The organism is Streptomyces sp. BPTC-684, from assembly GCF_030028635.1.
Lineage (GTDB): Bacteria > Actinomycetota > Actinomycetes > Streptomycetales > Streptomycetaceae > Streptomyces > Streptomyces noboritoensis.
Map to the genome: position 1 here is coordinate 386574 of NZ_CP124863.1, position 16800 is coordinate 403373.

The window sequence follows — 16800 nt, forward strand, 5'->3', positions numbered from 1 at the left end:
ACGGCAACCGGAGGCCCGCGACAAGAGTGCCCGGGTCAGAAGGGGCAGTGCTCGGGGGCGAGGGTGGTGTCGCTGCCCCGCAGGACCACCGTGACCGCGCCGCTGTCCGCCGTCGCGTGGGCCGCGGTGCACGCCAGCTGCTGCCGGGCCACGGCGGAGAAGTCGCGTACGGGGCGGGTCAGCGTGACCCGTACGGTCGTGTCCTCCACGTTGATCGCGACTCCGCCGTAGTAGTTGGGCACGTCGGAGGTCAGTCCTGCCGCCCGGTCGGCGTCCGTGGGGCCGTCGAGGAGCCTCATGATCGCCGCGCCCGGGGTCGCCTTCTCGCCGGTGGCCCGGATGACGGGCAGCACTCCGTCGGGGCCCTTGAGGTAGACGGCCGCGCCGCCCAGGGCGGAGTCCGGCACCGTCTGCACGATCGCCGGGTCGCCCACCTCCACGACCCCGGAGGGCCGCACCCCGCACCCGGCCGGCGCCAGCACGGCGGGCAGCAGCAGCGCGATCGCGCCGGCCCTCGACCGCCTCATGACACCGGCTCCGCCGACAATGGCACCGGCTCCGCGACCGGCGGGCGCGGCGGCAGCGCCACGGTGAACACGGCGCCGCCGCCGGGACGGTTGGCCGCCCGGACCGTGCCGCCGTGCAGCCGGACGTTCTCCAGGGTGATGGCGAGGCCGAGGCCGCTGCCCACCGAGCGGGTCCGGGCGGCGTCGGCCTTGAAGAAGCGGTCGAAGATGTGCGGCAGCACGTCCGGGGCGAGTCCGGGGCCGCTGTCGTGGACCTCGGTCACCACCCGCGGGCCCTCGGGGAGCTCCTCGGTGCGCAGGGTCACCCGGACCGGCGCGGCACCGTGCCGCAGCGCGTTGCCGACGAGGTTGGCGACGACGATGTCGAAGCGCCTGGGGTCGAGCATCGCCCGTATCCCGCCGGGGAGTTCGACGACGACCTCCTCCTCCCACCGCCTGCGCTGGAGCGTCTTGGCGATGGTCTCGGCGACGTCCACCTCGTCGAGGTTGAGCGCGGCGGCCTTGGCGTCGAAGCGGGAGATCTCCATCAGGTCGTCGACGAGCGTGGCGAGCTTGCCGGTCTCGGCGGAGACGAGCCGCACGGCGGCGGCCGTGTCGGGGTCGAGCCGGTCGGCGTCCTCGTCGAGCACCTCCGTGACGGCGAGCATCCCGGCGAGCGGGGTGCGCAGCTCGTGCGAGACGTCGGCGGCGAACCGGCGGGCCCTGGCCTCGGCCTTCTGGAGCTCCTCGACGGACCGCTCCAGCTCCTTGGCCGACTCGTTGAACGTCCAGGCCAGATCGGCCAGTTCGTCCGATCCCTTCACCTCGATACGGGTGTCGAGGCGCCCCTTGCCCATGCTGCTCGCGGCCCGGCGCAGATCGCGCACCGGCCGCAGCACGCTGCGCGCGGCGAGCAGCGCGGGCACCAGCGCGACGGCGAGCGCGGGCAGCGCGCCGTCGCGGGCGGCGCTGACCATCGCCTGGACGGTGTCCTCCTCGGGGCCGAGCGGCATCACCGCGTAGATCATGATCCCGCTGGGCTGCGTCGGCTGCACTCCTTCCACGCCGAGCCTCACCGGCATGCCCATGGTCAGCCAGGGCCTGCCGTCCTTCACCACCCGCTGGAAGGTGCCGTGCGGATTGGCGCGGGCGCGGCGGCGCAGCTCCTCGGTGAGGACGGCGGACGTGGGCTTGCTGACGTTGGAGGCGCGCAGCGTGCCGTACTCGGCGTACACGGACCAGGGGTGCGGCTTGCCCTGGCGGCCCACGGTGAGGCTCAGCTTGCGCAGGGAGTCGCGGTTCATCGGCAGCGTGACCTTCTGGGCGCCGATCTGCTCGCGCAGCTGGTCGACCGCGGTGTCCTGGGCCTGTTTGAGGATCGCCGAGCGGGCCTCCTGGTAGATGAGGGTGGCGGTGGTGCCCGCGGCGATCACGGCGACCAGGAGGAAGGCGGCCACCAGCCGGGCCCGCAGGCCGATCCGCCCGAGCCGCTTGAGCGCGCGTATCACCGCAGCGGTCCGAAGCGGTAGCCGAAGCCGCGGACGGTCTGGATGTAGCGGGGGCTCCCCGACGCGTCCTCGATCTTGTTCCGCAGCCGCCGCACGCACGCGTCCACCAGGCGCGCGTCGCCGTGGTAGCTGTGCTCCCACACCGACTCCAGGAGCTGCTGGCGGCTGAAGACCTGCTCGGGCGAGGCCGCGAGGTGCAGCAGCAGCTTCAGCTCGGAGGGGGCGAGCTGAAGCCGCTCGCCCGACTTGGCGGCGGTGAGGCCGGCCCGGTCCAGAGCCAGTTCGCCGTGGAACTCAAGGCCGGGCCGGACCCCGGGGTCGGCGAGGCGGCGCAGCACGGCCCGGATGCGGGCCTCGATGACCTCGGTGCGGGCGGGTTTGACGATGTAGTCGTCGGCGCCCGCCTCCAGGCCCACCACCACGTCGAAGTCGTCGCCGCGCGCGGTGAGCATGATGATCGGCAGCTGGCTGGTCTCCCGGATGCGGGTGCAGACCTGCACGCCGTTGATGCCGGGCAGCATCAGGTCGAGCAGGACCAGCTCGGGCTGGAAGGTCTTGAGCGCCGCGAGACCCGCCTCACCGGTCTCGGCCGCGCGCACCTCGTGGCCGCGCCGGCGCAGACCGAGCTCGACCCCTTCCCGTACGGAGGGGTCGTCCTCTATGAGCAGCACGCGTGGCATGAGCGTCAGTATCCCAGCAGTCTCAGGGGTCTCGGATGGCGCAGTGGTCTCAGGTGCCGCAGAGGTCTCGTACGGCCGGGCGGCCGGGGGCCGGTCAGCGGCCCCGGCCGCCCCGCAGTTTGCCGATCATGTCGTTGATGCCGTCGAGCCGCAGCGGCCGCGCGAGCAGTGCGAGCACCACGAGCAGCGCGGCCGTCCCGGCCCCGGTCGCCGCGATGTCGCCGAGCCCCTCGGCCGCGCGGGCCGTCGCGTACCCGATCAGCGCGGCGGGCACGCAGCCGACCAGCAGTCGGCCGTGGGCGGCGAGCGAGGGCGAGCGCAGCAGCCCGCCGCCGCCGAGCCTGCGGTCGAGGGTGTACGCGGTGACCGCCCACCCGGCGAACAGGGCGAGCGAGTACGCCCCGGCCATCCCGGTGACCGCCCAGCGCGCGGGCAGCAGCACATAGGCGAGGGCGGACAGACCCGCGTTGCACCCGGCGATCACCAGGTTGAGGACGAACGGGGTGCGGGTGTCGCTCAGCGCGTAGAACCCGCGCGAGAGCACGTACTGCCCGGAGAAGGCGATGAGCCCGGGCGCGAACGCCATCAGCATCCCCGCCATCACCGTCACATCGGCCGGAGACGTCCTGCCGTACCCGAAGACCGCGCCCATCAGCCAGGGTGCGAGCGCGAGCAGCGCGCAGGCGGCCGGAACGATCATCGCGGCGCTGGTGCGCAGCCCGTGGGAGAGGTCGCGCCGCACCGCCGCCGGGTCCGCCTCGGCGGCCGCCCGGCTCATCCGGGGCATCAGCGCGGTGAGTATGGAGACGGTGACGATGCCGTGCGGCACCACCCAGAGCATGTACGCGTTGGTGTACGCGGTGTAGCCCGCGCCGCCGGCGACGCCCTGGTCGTGGGCGTGCTGCCCGGCGGTGGTGGAGAGCCGGGTCACCACCCAGTACGCGGCCTGGTTGGTCAGGACGAGCAGCACCAGCCAGCCCGCCGAGCGCAGCGGGCGGGTGATGCCGCTGCCGCGCCAGTCGAACCGCGGCCGCCAGCGGAACCGGGCCGCGGTCAGCGCCGGGAACAGGGCGAGCGCCTGCACCACGATCCCGGCGGTGGTGCCCCAGCCCAGGACGCGGGTGTCGGTGGCACCGAGCGTCGAGCCGGACGTCCCGGCGGTCCACAGGTAGAGCCCGAACACCGCGATGACGACGAGGTTGTTGAGGACCGGCGTCCACATCATCGCGCCGAACCGGCCGCGCGCGTTGAGCACTTGCCCGAAGAGCGTGAACAGGCCGTAGAAGAGGATCTGCGGCAGGCAGTAGCGGGCGAAGGCGACCGTGAGGTCCCGCTGGGCGCCGGTGTAGTCGGTGTAGAAGTCGACGATCCGCGGTGCGGCGAGCACCGCGAGGACCGTCATGGCCACCAGGGCCGCGGTGCACGCGGTGAGCAGCCGGTCGGTGTAGGCCTTGCCCCCGTCGGCGTGCTCCTTGGCGGCGCGGACCAGTTCGGGCACGAAGACCGCGTTGAGGGTGCCGCCGATGAGCAGGGTGTAGAGGATGTTGGGGATGGTGTTGGCGACCGTGAAACCGTCGCCGACGAGCCCGGTGCCGAGGGCCGCGACCACCACGGCGGAGCGTACGAACCCGGTCGCCCGCGAGACGATCGACCCGGCGGCCATCACCGCGCCGCTGCGCGCCACCGACGCCTTGGCCGCGTGGCGGGGCCCGGCGTGGACGGGGGCCGTCACCGGCGGGCCAGATAGGCCTGGAACGCGCGGTACAGCGCGTGGTTGGCGGTGCCGCTCATCGGTGTCTCCCACTCCCCCAGCGTCTCGACCACCTGTCCGCCGGTGCCGAGTTTCCAGCGCAGCAGGCCGAACGGGCGATCTTGTGGATCAAGGGTGGAGGGTACCCCGCGCATGTCGTAGACGTCGGCGCCGAGGGCGTGGGCATCGAGCATCATCTGCCACTGCAGGGCGTTGCTGGGCCGCACCTCGCGGCGGTGGTCGGCGGAGGCGCCGGTCTGGTACCAGACCCGCCGCCCGGCCGTGATCATGGTGTGGGCGGCGAGCACCTCGCCGCCGTGGACGGCGAGGTAGAGGCGCATCCGGCCCGGCTGCTCGGCGTTGAGCACCGCGTACTGGCGCTCGTAGTACGCAAGCGACCGGCCCAGCCGGAAGCCGTCGCGCTCCTCGGTGATCCGCAGCAACCGGTAGAACTCGGGCAGATCGGCCGCGCCCGCGGTGACGACCTCGACGCCCGCCTTCTTGGCGGTGCGCACGTTGCGGCGCCACTCCTGGTTGAGCCCGGACCAGAGCTGATCGGGAGTGCGCCCGGCCAGCCCGACCTGGAAGACGTGGCGCGGCTGGGCGTCGGCGTCGCCGTCGTCGCCCCCGCAGCGCCGCCAGCCGCGCGCCCGCAGCCGCTCGGCGACGGCCGAGCCGAGCGGGTCCACCTCGGTGGCGAGCACATCGCCGACCTTGCGGCCGGGCCCGGTCGCGGACTTCAGCAGGGCGGCGTCCCAGCGCCGGTAGGCGGGCGAGGGCCCGATGCGCGCGGCGAAGGCGCCCGCCTTGCGCAGATGGCGCAGCAACGGCCCCAGCCAGCGGTCGATGTCGGGATCGGCCCAGTCCGCGACCGGCCCCTCGGGGAGGTAGGCGAAGTACTTCCGGGTGCCCGGGAATTGCCGGTAGAGCACGAGGGCCGCACCCTTCAATTCACCCGTGTCAAGGTGCCAGCCGACCCTTTCCGCGGACCATTGGTCCTTCACCTCGGCCCACGAGGGGTACTGCAGAAAACTCACGCCGGTGCGGCCCGCCAGATAGGACCGGTACTCGGCGACGGAGAGACCGTGCACCCGCAGGTCCTGGTCGCGGTCGCCGGTCACGAGCAGTGCGGACACGTGAGTGACCTCCCAAGTGCGCCCCGCCGTCGGTGCCGCGGGGATGCACAGGATGCTCACAGCGGACCGTGACCGGGCCGCGCGGCGCATGTGACCGGACGGTGACGGTTCCTCTGCGGTCCCCGTCACAAACGAATTCCCGAGATTCCCCGCACTTTCCGCAACCTAGAGTCGAGTTACCGACTCTCTCCTATGGAGAAGCATTGCTACGGAGGTTTTCCAGTTGAGCCGCATACGCCGCCACACCCCGCTCCGCCGCCGCCCGGTCCGTAACGCCGCGATCGTCGGCACCGCTGTCCTCGCCGCGGCCCTCACCGCCTGCTCCGGTGGCTCGGGCGGGTCCGGCGACGGCAAGGGGGGCGCCGCCGATCTGGCGGGCGCGGGCAAGAAGGCCGAGATATCGGTGAATCTGACGGGGCAGCAGGCGAAGGCGGGCGAGCCGGTGAAGGTCACCCTGGCCGCCGGCAAGCTCCAGCAGGTCACGGTCACCGACGGCAAGGGCGGGAAGCTGGCGGGGAAGACGGCCGCCGACGGCAGGACCTGGACCTCGGACCGGGTCGCCGCGCCCGGCACCACGTACGCGGTCGAGGCGAAGGACGAGAAGGGCTCCACCGCCAAGGCCGGCTTCACGACCGCCGCCGCCGACAAGGTGAACAAGCTGTCGCTCGCGCCCGGCAAGGACACCACGGTCGGCGTCGCCCAGCCGCTGTCGATCGTCTTCGACCACCCGGTGAAGAACAAGGCGGCGGTGGAGAAGCAGCTCAAGGTGACCACCTCGGACAACACCGCGGGGTCCTGGGGCTGGATGGAGGACTACTCGGGCAAGTCCCGCGTCGACTGGCGGCCCAAGGAGTACTGGAAGTCCGGGACGAAGGTCACCCTCGAAGCGGACCTCAACGGCGTCGACTCGGGCAGCGGCTGGTTCGTCAAGGACTACAAGACCGGCTTCACCGTCGGCAGGAACCAGGTCGTCAAGGTCGACCTCGACAACCACCGCCTCAAGCTGTACCGCGACGGCGCCGTGGTCAAGGACATCCCGGTGTCGGGAGGCACGCCCGGCGGCGACAAGCGGTCCTGGCGCGGCAAGGCCGTCCTGATGGCGAAGGAGGGCACGATCAACATGAACTCCGAGACGGTCGGCCTCGGCAACGCCTACAACAAGATGGTCGACTACTCGATGCGCCTCACCTGGTCCGGGATGTACGCGCACGCCGCGCCCTGGAACGCCTCGTACTTCGGCAACACCAACCACAGCTCCGGCTGCATCGGCATGAGCGACGCCAACGCCAAGGAGCTGTACGGCACGGTGCAGGTCGGCGACCCGTTCGAGATCGTCGGCGACGACACCAAGGGCCCCCAGGCGCTCAACAACGGCTACGGCGAGTGGAACCTCAGCTGGGAGCAGTGGCAGCAGAAGAGCGCCTTGAGCGGCGCTTCCTCCTCCGGCACCTCGGGCACCGCGAGCAGCTGACAGCTCGTCCAGCGATCGCTACCCGCACATAACTTACCGACCAGTTACTTCCGGTAAGGGCTCCCGGTTGGCGTCAGTTCACTTTGCAACGACGCAACGGGGAGCCACTCGTGACTCCGCTCCCCCACCTCAAGGTGGGGGGCTTCCAACCCAAGGGTTGCGGTCCAGCCCGAACCGTCACGGCTGCGGCCCTCTTCGCCGGTGTCGCCTTCGGCCTCGCCGCAGATCGAGTACATCGCCCAGGCCCAGAAGCTCGCCGACGCGGGCCACACCGTGGTCGGTTACACCTCCCGGGGCTTCTGGCTCTCCGGCGGCGAGATCGAGGTCGCGGGCCCGCCGGACACCGCCGACGTCTCGGCCGTCGTCGCGATGAGCGGCTGGGCCGACCTCATCCAGTCGATCTACAGCGGCCGCACCCAGCCCCTCCAGGCCGCCGCGATGCTGGGCGTCAGCGGCGCCCTCACCGGCCGCCCCGGCGCCGAACTCCAGCAGACCCTCAAGGACTTCCTCGGCTCGGACCTGGCCAAGGAGCAGGACATGATCGAGTGGGGCCGCAAGCGCTCGCCGCTCACCTATCCGGACGACATCAACCGCAACGGCGCCGCCGTCATGCTGGGCAACGCCAACGTCGACTCGGGCGCCGACGGCGGCATCCTGTTCCCGTCGAACATCCTGGACCAGTTCACCAAGCTCCCGCCGATGGCCTCGATCCCGCTGCTGCCGCGCGCGCTCGCGGCGGTCTGGCAGTCGGAGCGGTACGACACGCCGCGCCGCATCCGGGGCACGGCCGCGCTGCACACCACCGTCACTCCCACCAAGGAGAGCGGCACCCTCGTCGCATATCTGTACGACGTGGGCCCGCTCGGCCTCGGCAAGCTGGTCAGCAACGCCCCCTACACCTTCCACGGCCAAACGCCCGGCCGGCCGTTCCCCGTCGACCTGGAGCTGTTCTCCACGTCGTACGACGTACCGGCCGGCCACCGTCCGGCACTGGTGGTGGACACCGTCGACCCGCTCTACATCGAGCACAACCCGACCGGCGCACAGCTGACCTTCTCCTCGCCCGCGTCAGACCCGTCGTATCTGACGGTCCCTCTCCGCGAAGAGTGATCACCGGCTGCTGCCGGGAGGGCTTGCCCCCTAGCTACTGCACTCCCGGCAGCAGCGTCCCTGGTTCGGCCGGGGCGACTTCCACGGCCTCCGTCTTGGGATTGCGCTTCTGTCTCCTGGCCATCCAGGTGGCGAACCAGGAGAGCAGCATGCACATCCCGATGTAGATCGGCGAGATCACCATCACCACGGGGATGAACGGCAAATCGTAGTCGAGATTCGAAGCGATGAGCTTCCCCGCGTGCAGGAACTCCTCATAGGTGATCAGATAGCCGAGCGAGGTGTCCTTCAGCGCGACCACCAGCTGGCTGATGATGGTCGGCAGCATCGCCCGGATCCCCTGGGGGACCAGCACGTACGTCATGACCTGCGTCTTGCGCATCCCGAGTGAGAATGCCGCCTCCTTCTGGCCGCGTTCCACGGAGTTGACGCCGGAGCGGAACACCTCGGCGAGCACCGAGCCGTTGTAGAGCGTCAGCCCGGCCACCAGCGCCGGCAACGGCTGCACCTTCAGCGCCACGAAGATGAAGAAGATCATGACCAGGACGGGCATGGCGCGGAAGAACTCGACCACCAGCGTGGCGAGCCAGCGGACCGGACGGTGGTCGGAGAGCCGCCCGGTCGCCAGGACCGCGCCGAGCACCAGCGAGAACAGGGCCGCGAACCCGAACGCCTTGAGCGTGTTGCCGAGCCCGCGCAGCAGCAGCCGCTGGATCCCCTCGTACTCGAAGGGCGTCCACTTGGTGGAGGTGAACTGGTCGGTGTCGAACAGGAGGTAGACGATCCAGCCGAGCAGGGCGAGGATCAGGGCCGTGGAGACGATCCCGTAGAGCAGGTGCCGCTGCTGCGTCTTGGGCCCGGGGATGTCGTAGAGGGCGGTGGCTTCTCTGGACAGCTGTGCGGTCATCGGGCGACTCCCCAGTACTTCTCCAGGAGGTTGAAGACGGCGCTGATGGTGAGCGTGATGATCAGATAACCGAGGGCGATCCAGATGAACGTCCAGATGATGTCGTAGCCGAGCTCGCTGAGCGTCTTGTACGTGCCGAGCAGCTCGGTGACGCTGAACGCGCCCGCGATGGCGGAGTTCTTGGCGAGGGCGATCAGCGTGGAGCCGACCGGCGGGATGACCGAGCGGAAGGCCTGCGGCAGGACCACGGCCGACAGGGTCTGGTTGAAGGTCATCCCCAGGCTCCGGGCCGCCTCTCCCTGGCCGGTGGGCACGGTGTTGATGCCCGAGCGCAGCGCCTCGCAGATGAACGCCGAGGTGTAGCAGCCGAGCGCGATCACCGCGAACAGCTTGAAGGGGAGCACCAGGCCGAAGCGCGGCAGCCCGAGCAGCACCGCGAAGAAGAGCAGCGTGAGCGGGGTGTTGCGGAGCACGTTCACCCAGACGGTGCCGAGCGCCCGGAACGAGCCGACCGGCGAGACCCGGAAGGAGGCCATCAGGAAGCCGAGCACGAGGGCCACGGCCGAGGCGTAGAAGGTGAGCTCGACGGTGCCGAGGAAGCCCTTGCCGTACAGCGAGAAGTTCTTGGTCAGTACGTCCATGCGGGGCCTCAGCTCGCCGGGTAGCGGTCGATGGGCGGGGCGGGCGCGGCCTTGCGTCCCGACAGGCCGAGCGTGGCGTCGTACGCCTTCTGCCAGTCGCCGTTCTTCTCGTGGGTCTCGATGGCGTTGTCGAGGGCGAACCGCAGGGCGTTGTCGCCGCGCGGCACGCCGACGCCGTACGGCTCCTTGGAGAACGGCTTGCCGACCACCTTCAGCTCGTCGGGCACCTTGGCCGCGTACCCGCTGAGGATGGTGTCGTCGGTGGTGACGGCGGCGACCTGGAAGGTGAGCAGGTTGTCCACACAGACGGAGTACGTGTCGTACGCGACGAGTTCGGCCTTCGGGTAGTCCTTCTGGATCCGCTGGTACGGGGTGGAGCCCGCGGCCGAGCAGACGCGCTTGCCGTTCAGGTCCTGCGGCCCGTTGATGTCGTCCTCGTCGGTGCGCACCAGCAGGCCCTGGCCGGCCAGGTAGTACGGCCCGGCGAAGCCGACCAGCTTCTTGCGGTTGTCGTTGATGGTGTAGGTGCCGACGTAGTAGTCGACCTGGCCGTTCTGCAGCGCGGTCTCGCGGTTGGCGGAGGCGATGGTCTTGAAGGCGATGGTCTTGGGGTCGAAGCCGAGCGAGGCGGACATCATCTTGGCGATCTCGATGTCGAAGCCCGAGTAGACGCCGGTGGCCGGGTCCTTCTCGCCCATGTACGGCTGGTCCTCCTTGGCGCCGACGACCAGGTGACCGCGGTTCTTCGCCCGCCGCCACACCGGGGAGTCGGGCAGTGAGAAGCCCGTCATGACCTGGTAGTGGGGCAGCAGGTCGGCCTTGGGGCCCTTGACCGGCGGGCTGCCCGACTTGCCGCACCCGGCGGCGGCCAGGACCAGTGCGAGGGCGGCCAGCGCGCGTCGCGTACGCGTCATGGTTGCGTCCACTCCCCGTTCAGTGCTTGAGGATCTTGGAGAGGAAGTCCTTGGCCCGGTCGCTGTGCGGGTTGGTGAAGAAGTCGTCGGGAGTGCGGTCCTCGACGATCCTGCCGTCGGCCATGAAGACGACGCGGTTGGCGGCGGAGCGGGCGAAGCCCATCTCATGGGTGACGACGACCATGGTCATGCCGTCGCGCGCCAGCTGCTGCATGACTTCCAGGACCTCGTTGATCATCTCCGGGTCGAGCGCGGAGGTGGGCTCGTCGAAGAGCATGACCTTGGGGCTCATGGCGAGCGCGCGGGCGATGGCGACGCGCTGCTGCTGGCCGCCGGAGAGCTGCGCGGGCAGCTTGTCGGCCTGGGAGGCGAGGCCGACCCGGTCGAGGAGTTCGCGCGAGCGCCGGTCGGCCTCCTCCTTCTTGCGGCCCCGGACCTTGATCTGGGCGAGCGAGACGTTGGCGAGGACGGTCCGGTGGGCGAAGAGGTTGAAGGACTGGAAGACCATGCCGACTTCGGCGCGCAGCGCGGCGAGCCCCTTGCCCTCCTCGGGCAGCGGCTGCCCGTCGATGGAGATGGTGCCCGACTCGATGGTCTCCAGGCGGTTCATCGTCCGGCAGAGCGTCGACTTGCCCGAGCCGGACGGGCCGATGACGACCACCACCTCCCCGCGTCCGACGGTGAGGTTGATGTCCTGGAGGACGTGCAACTTCCCGTAGTGCTTGTTGACGTCACGCAGCTCGATCAAGGGATCGACGGCCATACGCTGTCCTGCCCACTCATCGCTGTGTCGAGGTCAGCGCAAACTATCCAGCCCGGAAAGGGACTTCACCTCGACACGCACGAACAGGACATAAACCGTATTTTGGGTTAGGGGACGGTCGGCCCGTCAGATCTCCGCGGCCTCCGCGTAGATCTGGGACAGCTCGGGCGTTCCGCTCGCCGCCCACTCGGTCCCGGCGCCCACCACGTCGATCTCGCGCCCCGAGGCGAGCCGCACCACCGGCTCCCCGCCCGGCCACACCTGCCAGGAGGCGCCCTCGACGGTGCGCACCAGCACGGTCCCCAGATACAGCCCCGCGTCGTTGCCCAGCCAGGGCAGCTCCTCCGGGTCGTCCCGCCAGTGCGGCGGCAGCTGGTCGAGCGCCGCCAACGACGCGGGGCTGTCGTCGAGTTCGAGCCCGGCCTGCTGCGCCCTGACGCGGAGCAGCTCGCACTCCGCGAGGAGCTCGCCCACGCCCTCCGGATCGGTCTCCACCGCCTCGGCGAGCGCCGCCGTCCGCCGCGAGCCGTGCCGCTTGCGCCAGTTGTCCAGGATGTTCATGGCGTCAAGCGTCCCATTCGCACAGACCTGCCACCACAGGGCACGCGGAGTGCGATTCTCAGATCTCCAGGTCTACGACCACCGGGGCGTGGTCGGAGGCGCCCTTGCCCTTGCGCTCCTCGCGGTCCACATAGCTGTCCTTGACGGCCTTCGCGAACGGCGCGTTGCCGTACACCAGGTCGATGCGCATGCCCCGGTTCTTGGGGAAGGAGAGCTGGCGGTAGTCCCAGTACGTGTACGGCCGGTCGTACTTCAGGGGGCGGGGCACCACGTCGGACAGGCCCGCCTCGCGCAGCGCGGCGAGCGCGGCCCGCTCGGGCGCGGTGACATGGGTCTGGCCCTCGAAGAACGCCACGTCGAAGACGTCCTCGTCGGTCGGGGCGACGTTGAAGTCACCGAGCACCGCGAACGGCCGCTCCCCCGCCGCGTCCTGGGCGACGGCCGCCCTCAGCGCCTCGAACCAGGCCAGCTTGTACGCGTAGTGGCCGTGGCCGACCTCCCGGCCGTTCGGCACGTACACCGACCACAGGCGGACTCCGCCGCAGGTCGCCGAGACGGCGCGGGGCTCCAGGGTGTCCTCGAAGCCGGGGTCGCCGGGCAGGCCGGGCACCACGTCGTCCAGGCCCACCCGGGAGACCAGCGCCACCCCGTTCCACCTCCCCGTCGCGTGGACCGCCGACTCGTAGCCCAGCTCGCGGAGCTCGGCGGCGGGGAAGCCCTCCAGGGTGGTCTTGGTCTCCTGGATGCACAGCACATCCGTGCCGGTGCTCTCCAGCCAGGCCAGGAGACGGGGCAGCCGGGCAGTGATCGAGTTGACGTTCCAGGTCGCGATGCGCATGCGAGACAGCCTAACGGCGGGGTCCGACACTCACCCGTGTCACAGGTCCGTGGAGTCCCCAGGGCTCAGCCGGGCGTGGTCGGCGCCGCCCAGATTGCCCAGGTGGGTGTCGTAGATGGGCCGGGCGAGGTCGGTCAGGAGCGCGTCGTGGATGTCGATGGCGCGGCGCGGCTTGACCTCCCGTACGTACTCGATCACCTCGGAGATCTTGCTCCACGGCGCCTGCACCGGCAGCATCAGCGTGTCCACCGGGTGGTCCGGGACCGTGAGCGCGTCGCCGGGGTGGAAGAGCGAACCGTCCACCAGATAGCCGACGTTGGTGATCCTCGGGAGGTCCGGGTGGATCACCGCGTGCAGCTCGCCGTGGACCTGGACGTCGAACCCGGCCGCGCGGAAGGCGTCGCCGTGCCCGACGGTGTGGACGCGGCCGGGGAAGGCCGCCGAGATCTTCTCCGCGACGCTGCGCAGGGTCCAGATCTCGGCCGCCGGGTTGGCCTCCATCGCCGTGCGCAGCCGGTCCTCGGCGAAGTGGTCCGGGTGCTCGTGGGTGACGAGGACGGCGTCCGCGCCGAGCGCGGCGTCCGCCTCGCTGAAGGCGCCGGGGTCGATGACCAGCGTCCGGCCGTCCTTCTCCAGCCGGACGCACGCGTGGGTCTTCTTGGTCAGCTTCAGGCTCATGACCCCATCCTGCTACGGCACGCGCCGTGCCGCCCGGACGGCTCAGGGCTGCGGGGTGGTCTCCTCGCGGATGACCTGGGCGGCCGCCCGGAAGGCCGCGCCCGCCGCCGGGAGGCCGCAGTACACGGACGTCTGGAGCAGCACTTCCTTGATCTCGTCGGGGGTGAGCCCGGCCCGCAGCGCGGCGCGGGTGTGGGCCGCGACCTCGTCGAGGTGGCCGCCCGCCACCAGCGCGGCGAGCGCGACGACGGCCCGGGTGCGCCGGTCGAGCCCGTCGCGGGCCCACACCTCGCCCCAGGCGTAGCGGGTGGCGAGCTCCTGGAAGTCGCCGGTGAAGCCGTCGGCGTCGGCGGTCTCCGCGTCCACGCGCGCGTCCCCGAGGACCTCGCGCCGCAGCTTCATGCCCTGCTCGTACGGGTCGGGCCGCCCCGGGCCCTCGGGCGCCGGGGACGGTACGGGCTCGGCGGCCATGGGGACGGGCACGTGCAGGGTCTGCGGCGACGGCGGGGCGGCGGCGACCGGCGGCGCGGGCGGTACCGGGATCGCCGGGAGCGTCTCGTGCCAGGCCGTCGAGAAGTGGTGCACCAGCAGGTCGGTGACGGCGGCGGGCTGCTCGACCGGCGCCAGGTGCGCGGCGCCGGGCACCACCGCGAGCCGGGCGTCGGGCACCCCGGCGACCAGGGTGCGCGCGTCGCCGGGCCCGGTCACCCGGTCCTCGGCACCGGCAAGGACCAGCGTGGGGACGCCGATGCGGGCGAGGTCGGCGCGGATGTCGAAGGCGGCCAGCGCCTCGCAGGCGGCGATGTAGCAGCCGGGGTCGGTGGTGCGGACCATCTGGACGGCCCACTCCACGATGGCGGGCTGGGCCGCCGCGTACGCGGGCGTGAACCAGCGCTCGGGCGCGCTGCGGGCCATCGGGTCCATGCCGTTGCTGCGCACGACCACGCCGCGCTGGCGGAACTCGTCGGCGGTGCCGAACCGGGCCGAGGCGGCGATCAGCGCCAGCGAGGCGAGCCGCTGCGGGTGGCGCAGGGCCAGGTCCGCGCCGACGGCCGCGCCGATCGCGCTGCCCGCGTAGCCGAAGCGGTGCACGCCCAGCTCGTCGAGGGTGGCGATCAGCCGGTCGGCGAGCTCGGAGACCGAGACCGCCGGGTGGGCCGGGGCGCCGCCGTGGCCGGGGAGGTCGAAGCGGACGATCCGCCAGCTTCCGGCGAGTTCGGGTATCTGGCGGTCCCACATGTGCCAGGTCGTCCCGAGCGAGGGGCCGAGCACCAGTACCGGTGCGTCGTCGGGGCCGTCGATCCGGTACTGGAGGGTCGGGGGCTTCGGCTGCTCCGGTGTCACAGTCGTCTCAGGCGTTGCAGTCACTTCGCTCACTCGCTCCAGACTAGTGAGCGGACCGGGGTGCTCCGGTCAGGGGGTCGCGATACGCCCCCGTCCGGTCACGGCGTCGCCGTCGAGACCACGAAGACGGCCGGGTTGTCGGGGTCGCTCTCGTCCACCGTGATGTCCTGCGTGGGCAGCGGGTCCTTCTGGGCGTGCCGGGTGCCCGCCCAGTCGTGGCCCGACGGGAACGACCAGCCGACCGTCTTCGCGTCGGAGGCGCCGATCGCCACCGAACCGGGCCGCAGCGCCGCCGTACTGGTACCGGAGTCCTTCAGGAACTCGGCGAGACCGGCTGCGGTGGTCCTGAACTGCACGTACAGCTTGCTGACCGCCCAGCTGTTGGTCTCGAAGTACTTGACGTCCGTGGCGGACGACGGGACCGGCACGTCGTAGATGCGCCGCTGGGTCTTGGACGGCCAGTCGTTCTGCAGCCCGGTCGCCGAGGCCTCGCTCTCCTTGTCGCGGCCGCTGTCGCGGCTCTGCCCCGCGGAGATGGCCAGGTAGCCGGCCGGGACCCCGATGAGCAGCACGATGATGACCGCGGTGAGCCAGCGGCGGCGGATCATGTGGCGGCGGTCCTCCGGGGCCGGCGGCTGGTCCGGGGACGGGGACTGGCGCGGCACGGCGGGCCGCTCTGCGGGGGTCATCACGGCGATCCCTGGGTGGTACGGGCGGAGCTCGACTTGCGTACGGCCTCGGCGACCTGGGCGTACCGCTCGTAGCGCTCCACCCGGCGGCGGTTGGCGCGGCGGAAGCGGCGGGCGACCAGCCGGGCGAGGTCGGCGGCGCCGACCATGCCGGCCTCGGGGCCCAGCTGCGCCTTGGCGATACGGGCCTCGGGCCGGTAGCCGCGGCCGGTCAGATGGCGCCGGAAGGCGTCCCTGGCCGGGCCGATCAGCAGGTCGTCGGCCGCGCTCACGCCGCCGCCGACGACGAAGCAGGACGGGTCGAGGGCGGCCGCCAGGTTGGCGATGCCGACGCCGAGCCACTGGCCGATGTCCTGGAGGAGCTCGACGCACATGGCGTCGCCCTCGCGGGCGAGCTCGGTGATCAGCGGCCCGGTGATGTCGGGGATGTTGCCCTTGACCCGCTCCAGGATGTTGTACGCCACCGGCGAGTCCGCGATCGCCAGCTCGCGGGCCTCGCGGACCAGGGCGTTGCCCGAGCTGTACTGCTCCCAGCAGCCGCGGTTGCCGCACGGGCAGCGGTGGCCGCCGGGCACGACCTGCATATGGCCGAACTCGCCGGCCACGCCGTACTTGCCGCGCTTGACCCGGCCGTCCTCCAGGATCGCGCCGCCGATGCCGGTGCCCAGCGTGATCATCACGAGGTGGTCCTCGCCGCGGCCCGCGCCGAACCGCCACTCTGCCCAGGCGGCCGTGTTGGCGTCGTTGTCGACCATGACCGGGACGGCGAGCCGGGACTGGAGGGCGTCCCGCAGCGGCTCGTTGCGCCAGGCGAGGTGCGGGGCGAAGAGGATCGTGCTGCGGTCGGCGTCGACCCAGCCGGCCGCGCCGATGCCGACGGCGTGCACGTCGTGGCGGTCCGAGAGGTCCAGGACCAGCTCGGTGATGGTGTCCTCGACGACCTTGGGGCTCTTGGACTTGTCCGGCGTCTCGGTGCGGATCTTCTCCAGGATGGTGCCGTCGGCGTCGACGACGCCCGCCATCACCTTGGTGCCGCCGATGTCGATGCCGACGGTGGGGACGCGGGGGGCGGTCAGGTGCGAGCGGCGCTCGCGGGTGCCGACGGTGCGCAGGACGGTGGCCCGGGCGGAGCCTCGGTAGGTGTTCATCGGGCCGCACCCCTTCGCGGAGGGAGAGGGGTGTCCTGGAGTGCTCGCACGACTGGTGTCGTCCCTGGAGGTCTCGGGGAGCCGGGGTGACCGGCGGCGGACGGCGCCCGCCGTGCCCGATTCTGCCACCCCGGCCGGGACCCGACCTCGTGTGCC

The 16800-nt window shown here is 71.5% G+C and carries 16 protein-coding genes and 1 pseudogene; 2 read left to right on the forward strand and 15 right to left on the reverse strand.

The window, feature by feature from the left end; all coding sequences use genetic code 11:
* Nucleotides 1-35: 35 nt before the first annotated feature.
* The 5 genes from QIY60_RS01745 to QIY60_RS01765 form a co-directional block, all read right to left on the reverse strand.
* Nucleotides 36-527, reverse strand: coding sequence for a hypothetical protein (locus tag QIY60_RS01745; protein ID WP_283140769.1), 492 nt, complete (start codon nt 525-527; stop codon nt 36-38).
* The gene (locus QIY60_RS01750) at nt 524-2014 is read right to left on the reverse strand and encodes an ATP-binding protein (protein ID WP_283140770.1); all 1491 of its coding nucleotides are present in this window, start codon (nt 2012-2014) and stop codon (nt 524-526) included. Before QIY60_RS01750 ends, QIY60_RS01745 begins: the two co-directional genes overlap by 4 nt.
* The gene (locus QIY60_RS01755) at nt 2011-2694 is read right to left on the reverse strand and encodes a response regulator transcription factor (RefSeq protein ID WP_283140771.1); all 684 of its coding nucleotides are present in this window, start codon (nt 2692-2694) and stop codon (nt 2011-2013) included. Before QIY60_RS01755 ends, QIY60_RS01750 begins: the two co-directional genes overlap by 4 nt.
* Before the next feature lie 94 nt (nt 2695-2788).
* Nucleotides 2789-4426: a murein biosynthesis integral membrane protein MurJ gene (murJ, locus tag QIY60_RS01760; RefSeq protein WP_283140772.1), complete on the reverse strand. Its 1638-nt coding sequence runs from the start codon at nt 4424-4426 to the stop codon at nt 2789-2791.
* Complete coding sequence (locus QIY60_RS01765; protein ID WP_283140773.1) at nt 4423-5580, reverse strand: peptidoglycan bridge formation glycyltransferase FemA/FemB family protein; 1158 nt, start codon at nt 5578-5580, stop codon at nt 4423-4425. Before QIY60_RS01765 ends, murJ begins: the two co-directional genes overlap by 4 nt.
* Before the next feature lie 232 nt (nt 5581-5812).
* Here QIY60_RS01765 and QIY60_RS01770 point away from each other — a divergent pair, with 232 nt between their 5' ends.
* Nucleotides 5813-7051 carry an Ig-like domain-containing protein gene (locus QIY60_RS01770; protein ID WP_283145789.1) on the forward strand — a complete coding sequence of 413 codons (1239 nt, stop codon included), beginning with the start codon at nt 5813-5815 and terminating at the stop codon, nt 7049-7051.
* A 213-nt stretch (nt 7052-7264) separates the two neighbouring features.
* Nucleotides 7265-8161, forward strand: a pseudogene (locus QIY60_RS01775) (CocE/NonD family hydrolase C-terminal non-catalytic domain-containing protein); the annotation flags it as partial.
* Nucleotides 8162-8195: 34 nt separating this feature from the next.
* On the opposite strand, the gene QIY60_RS01780 reads toward QIY60_RS01775, so the two are convergent.
* The 10 genes from QIY60_RS01780 to QIY60_RS01825 all read right to left on the reverse strand — a co-directional run bounded on the left by QIY60_RS01780 (nt 8196) and on the right by QIY60_RS01825 (nt 16644).
* Nucleotides 8196-9068 carry an amino acid ABC transporter permease gene (locus QIY60_RS01780; protein WP_283140774.1) on the reverse strand — a complete coding sequence of 291 codons (873 nt, stop codon included), beginning with the start codon at nt 9066-9068 and terminating at the stop codon, nt 8196-8198.
* Nucleotides 9065-9709 (reverse strand): amino acid ABC transporter permease, encoded by a 645-nt coding sequence (locus QIY60_RS01785; RefSeq protein WP_283140775.1) that lies wholly within the window; start codon nt 9707-9709, stop codon nt 9065-9067. Before QIY60_RS01785 ends, QIY60_RS01780 begins: the two co-directional genes overlap by 4 nt.
* A gap of 8 nt (nt 9710-9717) precedes the next feature.
* On the reverse strand, nt 9718-10623 hold the full coding sequence (locus QIY60_RS01790; RefSeq protein ID WP_283140776.1) for a glutamate ABC transporter substrate-binding protein: 906 nt from the start codon (nt 10621-10623) through the stop codon (nt 9718-9720).
* A 19-nt stretch (nt 10624-10642) separates the two neighbouring features.
* Complete coding sequence (locus QIY60_RS01795) at nt 10643-11386, reverse strand: amino acid ABC transporter ATP-binding protein (RefSeq protein WP_283140777.1); 744 nt, start codon at nt 11384-11386, stop codon at nt 10643-10645.
* A 126-nt stretch (nt 11387-11512) separates the two neighbouring features.
* On the reverse strand, nt 11513-11947 hold the full coding sequence (locus QIY60_RS01800) for a DUF6278 family protein (protein WP_283140778.1): 435 nt from the start codon (nt 11945-11947) through the stop codon (nt 11513-11515).
* Nucleotides 11948-12005: 58 nt separating this feature from the next.
* Nucleotides 12006-12785 carry an exodeoxyribonuclease III gene (locus QIY60_RS01805; protein ID WP_283140779.1) on the reverse strand — a complete coding sequence of 260 codons (780 nt, stop codon included), beginning with the start codon at nt 12783-12785 and terminating at the stop codon, nt 12006-12008.
* A gap of 39 nt (nt 12786-12824) precedes the next feature.
* Nucleotides 12825-13463 (reverse strand): MBL fold metallo-hydrolase, encoded by a 639-nt coding sequence (locus tag QIY60_RS01810; protein WP_283140780.1) that lies wholly within the window; start codon nt 13461-13463, stop codon nt 12825-12827.
* A 42-nt stretch (nt 13464-13505) separates the two neighbouring features.
* The gene (locus QIY60_RS01815; protein WP_283140781.1) at nt 13506-14831 is read right to left on the reverse strand and encodes an alpha/beta fold hydrolase; all 1326 of its coding nucleotides are present in this window, start codon (nt 14829-14831) and stop codon (nt 13506-13508) included.
* Between the two features lie 74 nt (nt 14832-14905).
* Entirely contained in the window at nt 14906-15496 is a 591-nt protein-coding gene (locus QIY60_RS01820) for a hypothetical protein (RefSeq protein ID WP_283140782.1), read from the reverse strand.
* Nucleotides 15496-16644: an ROK family glucokinase gene (locus QIY60_RS01825; RefSeq protein ID WP_283140783.1), complete on the reverse strand. Its 1149-nt coding sequence runs from the start codon at nt 16642-16644 to the stop codon at nt 15496-15498. Before QIY60_RS01825 ends, QIY60_RS01820 begins: the two co-directional genes overlap by 1 nt.
* Nucleotides 16645-16800: the final 156 nt, after the last annotated feature.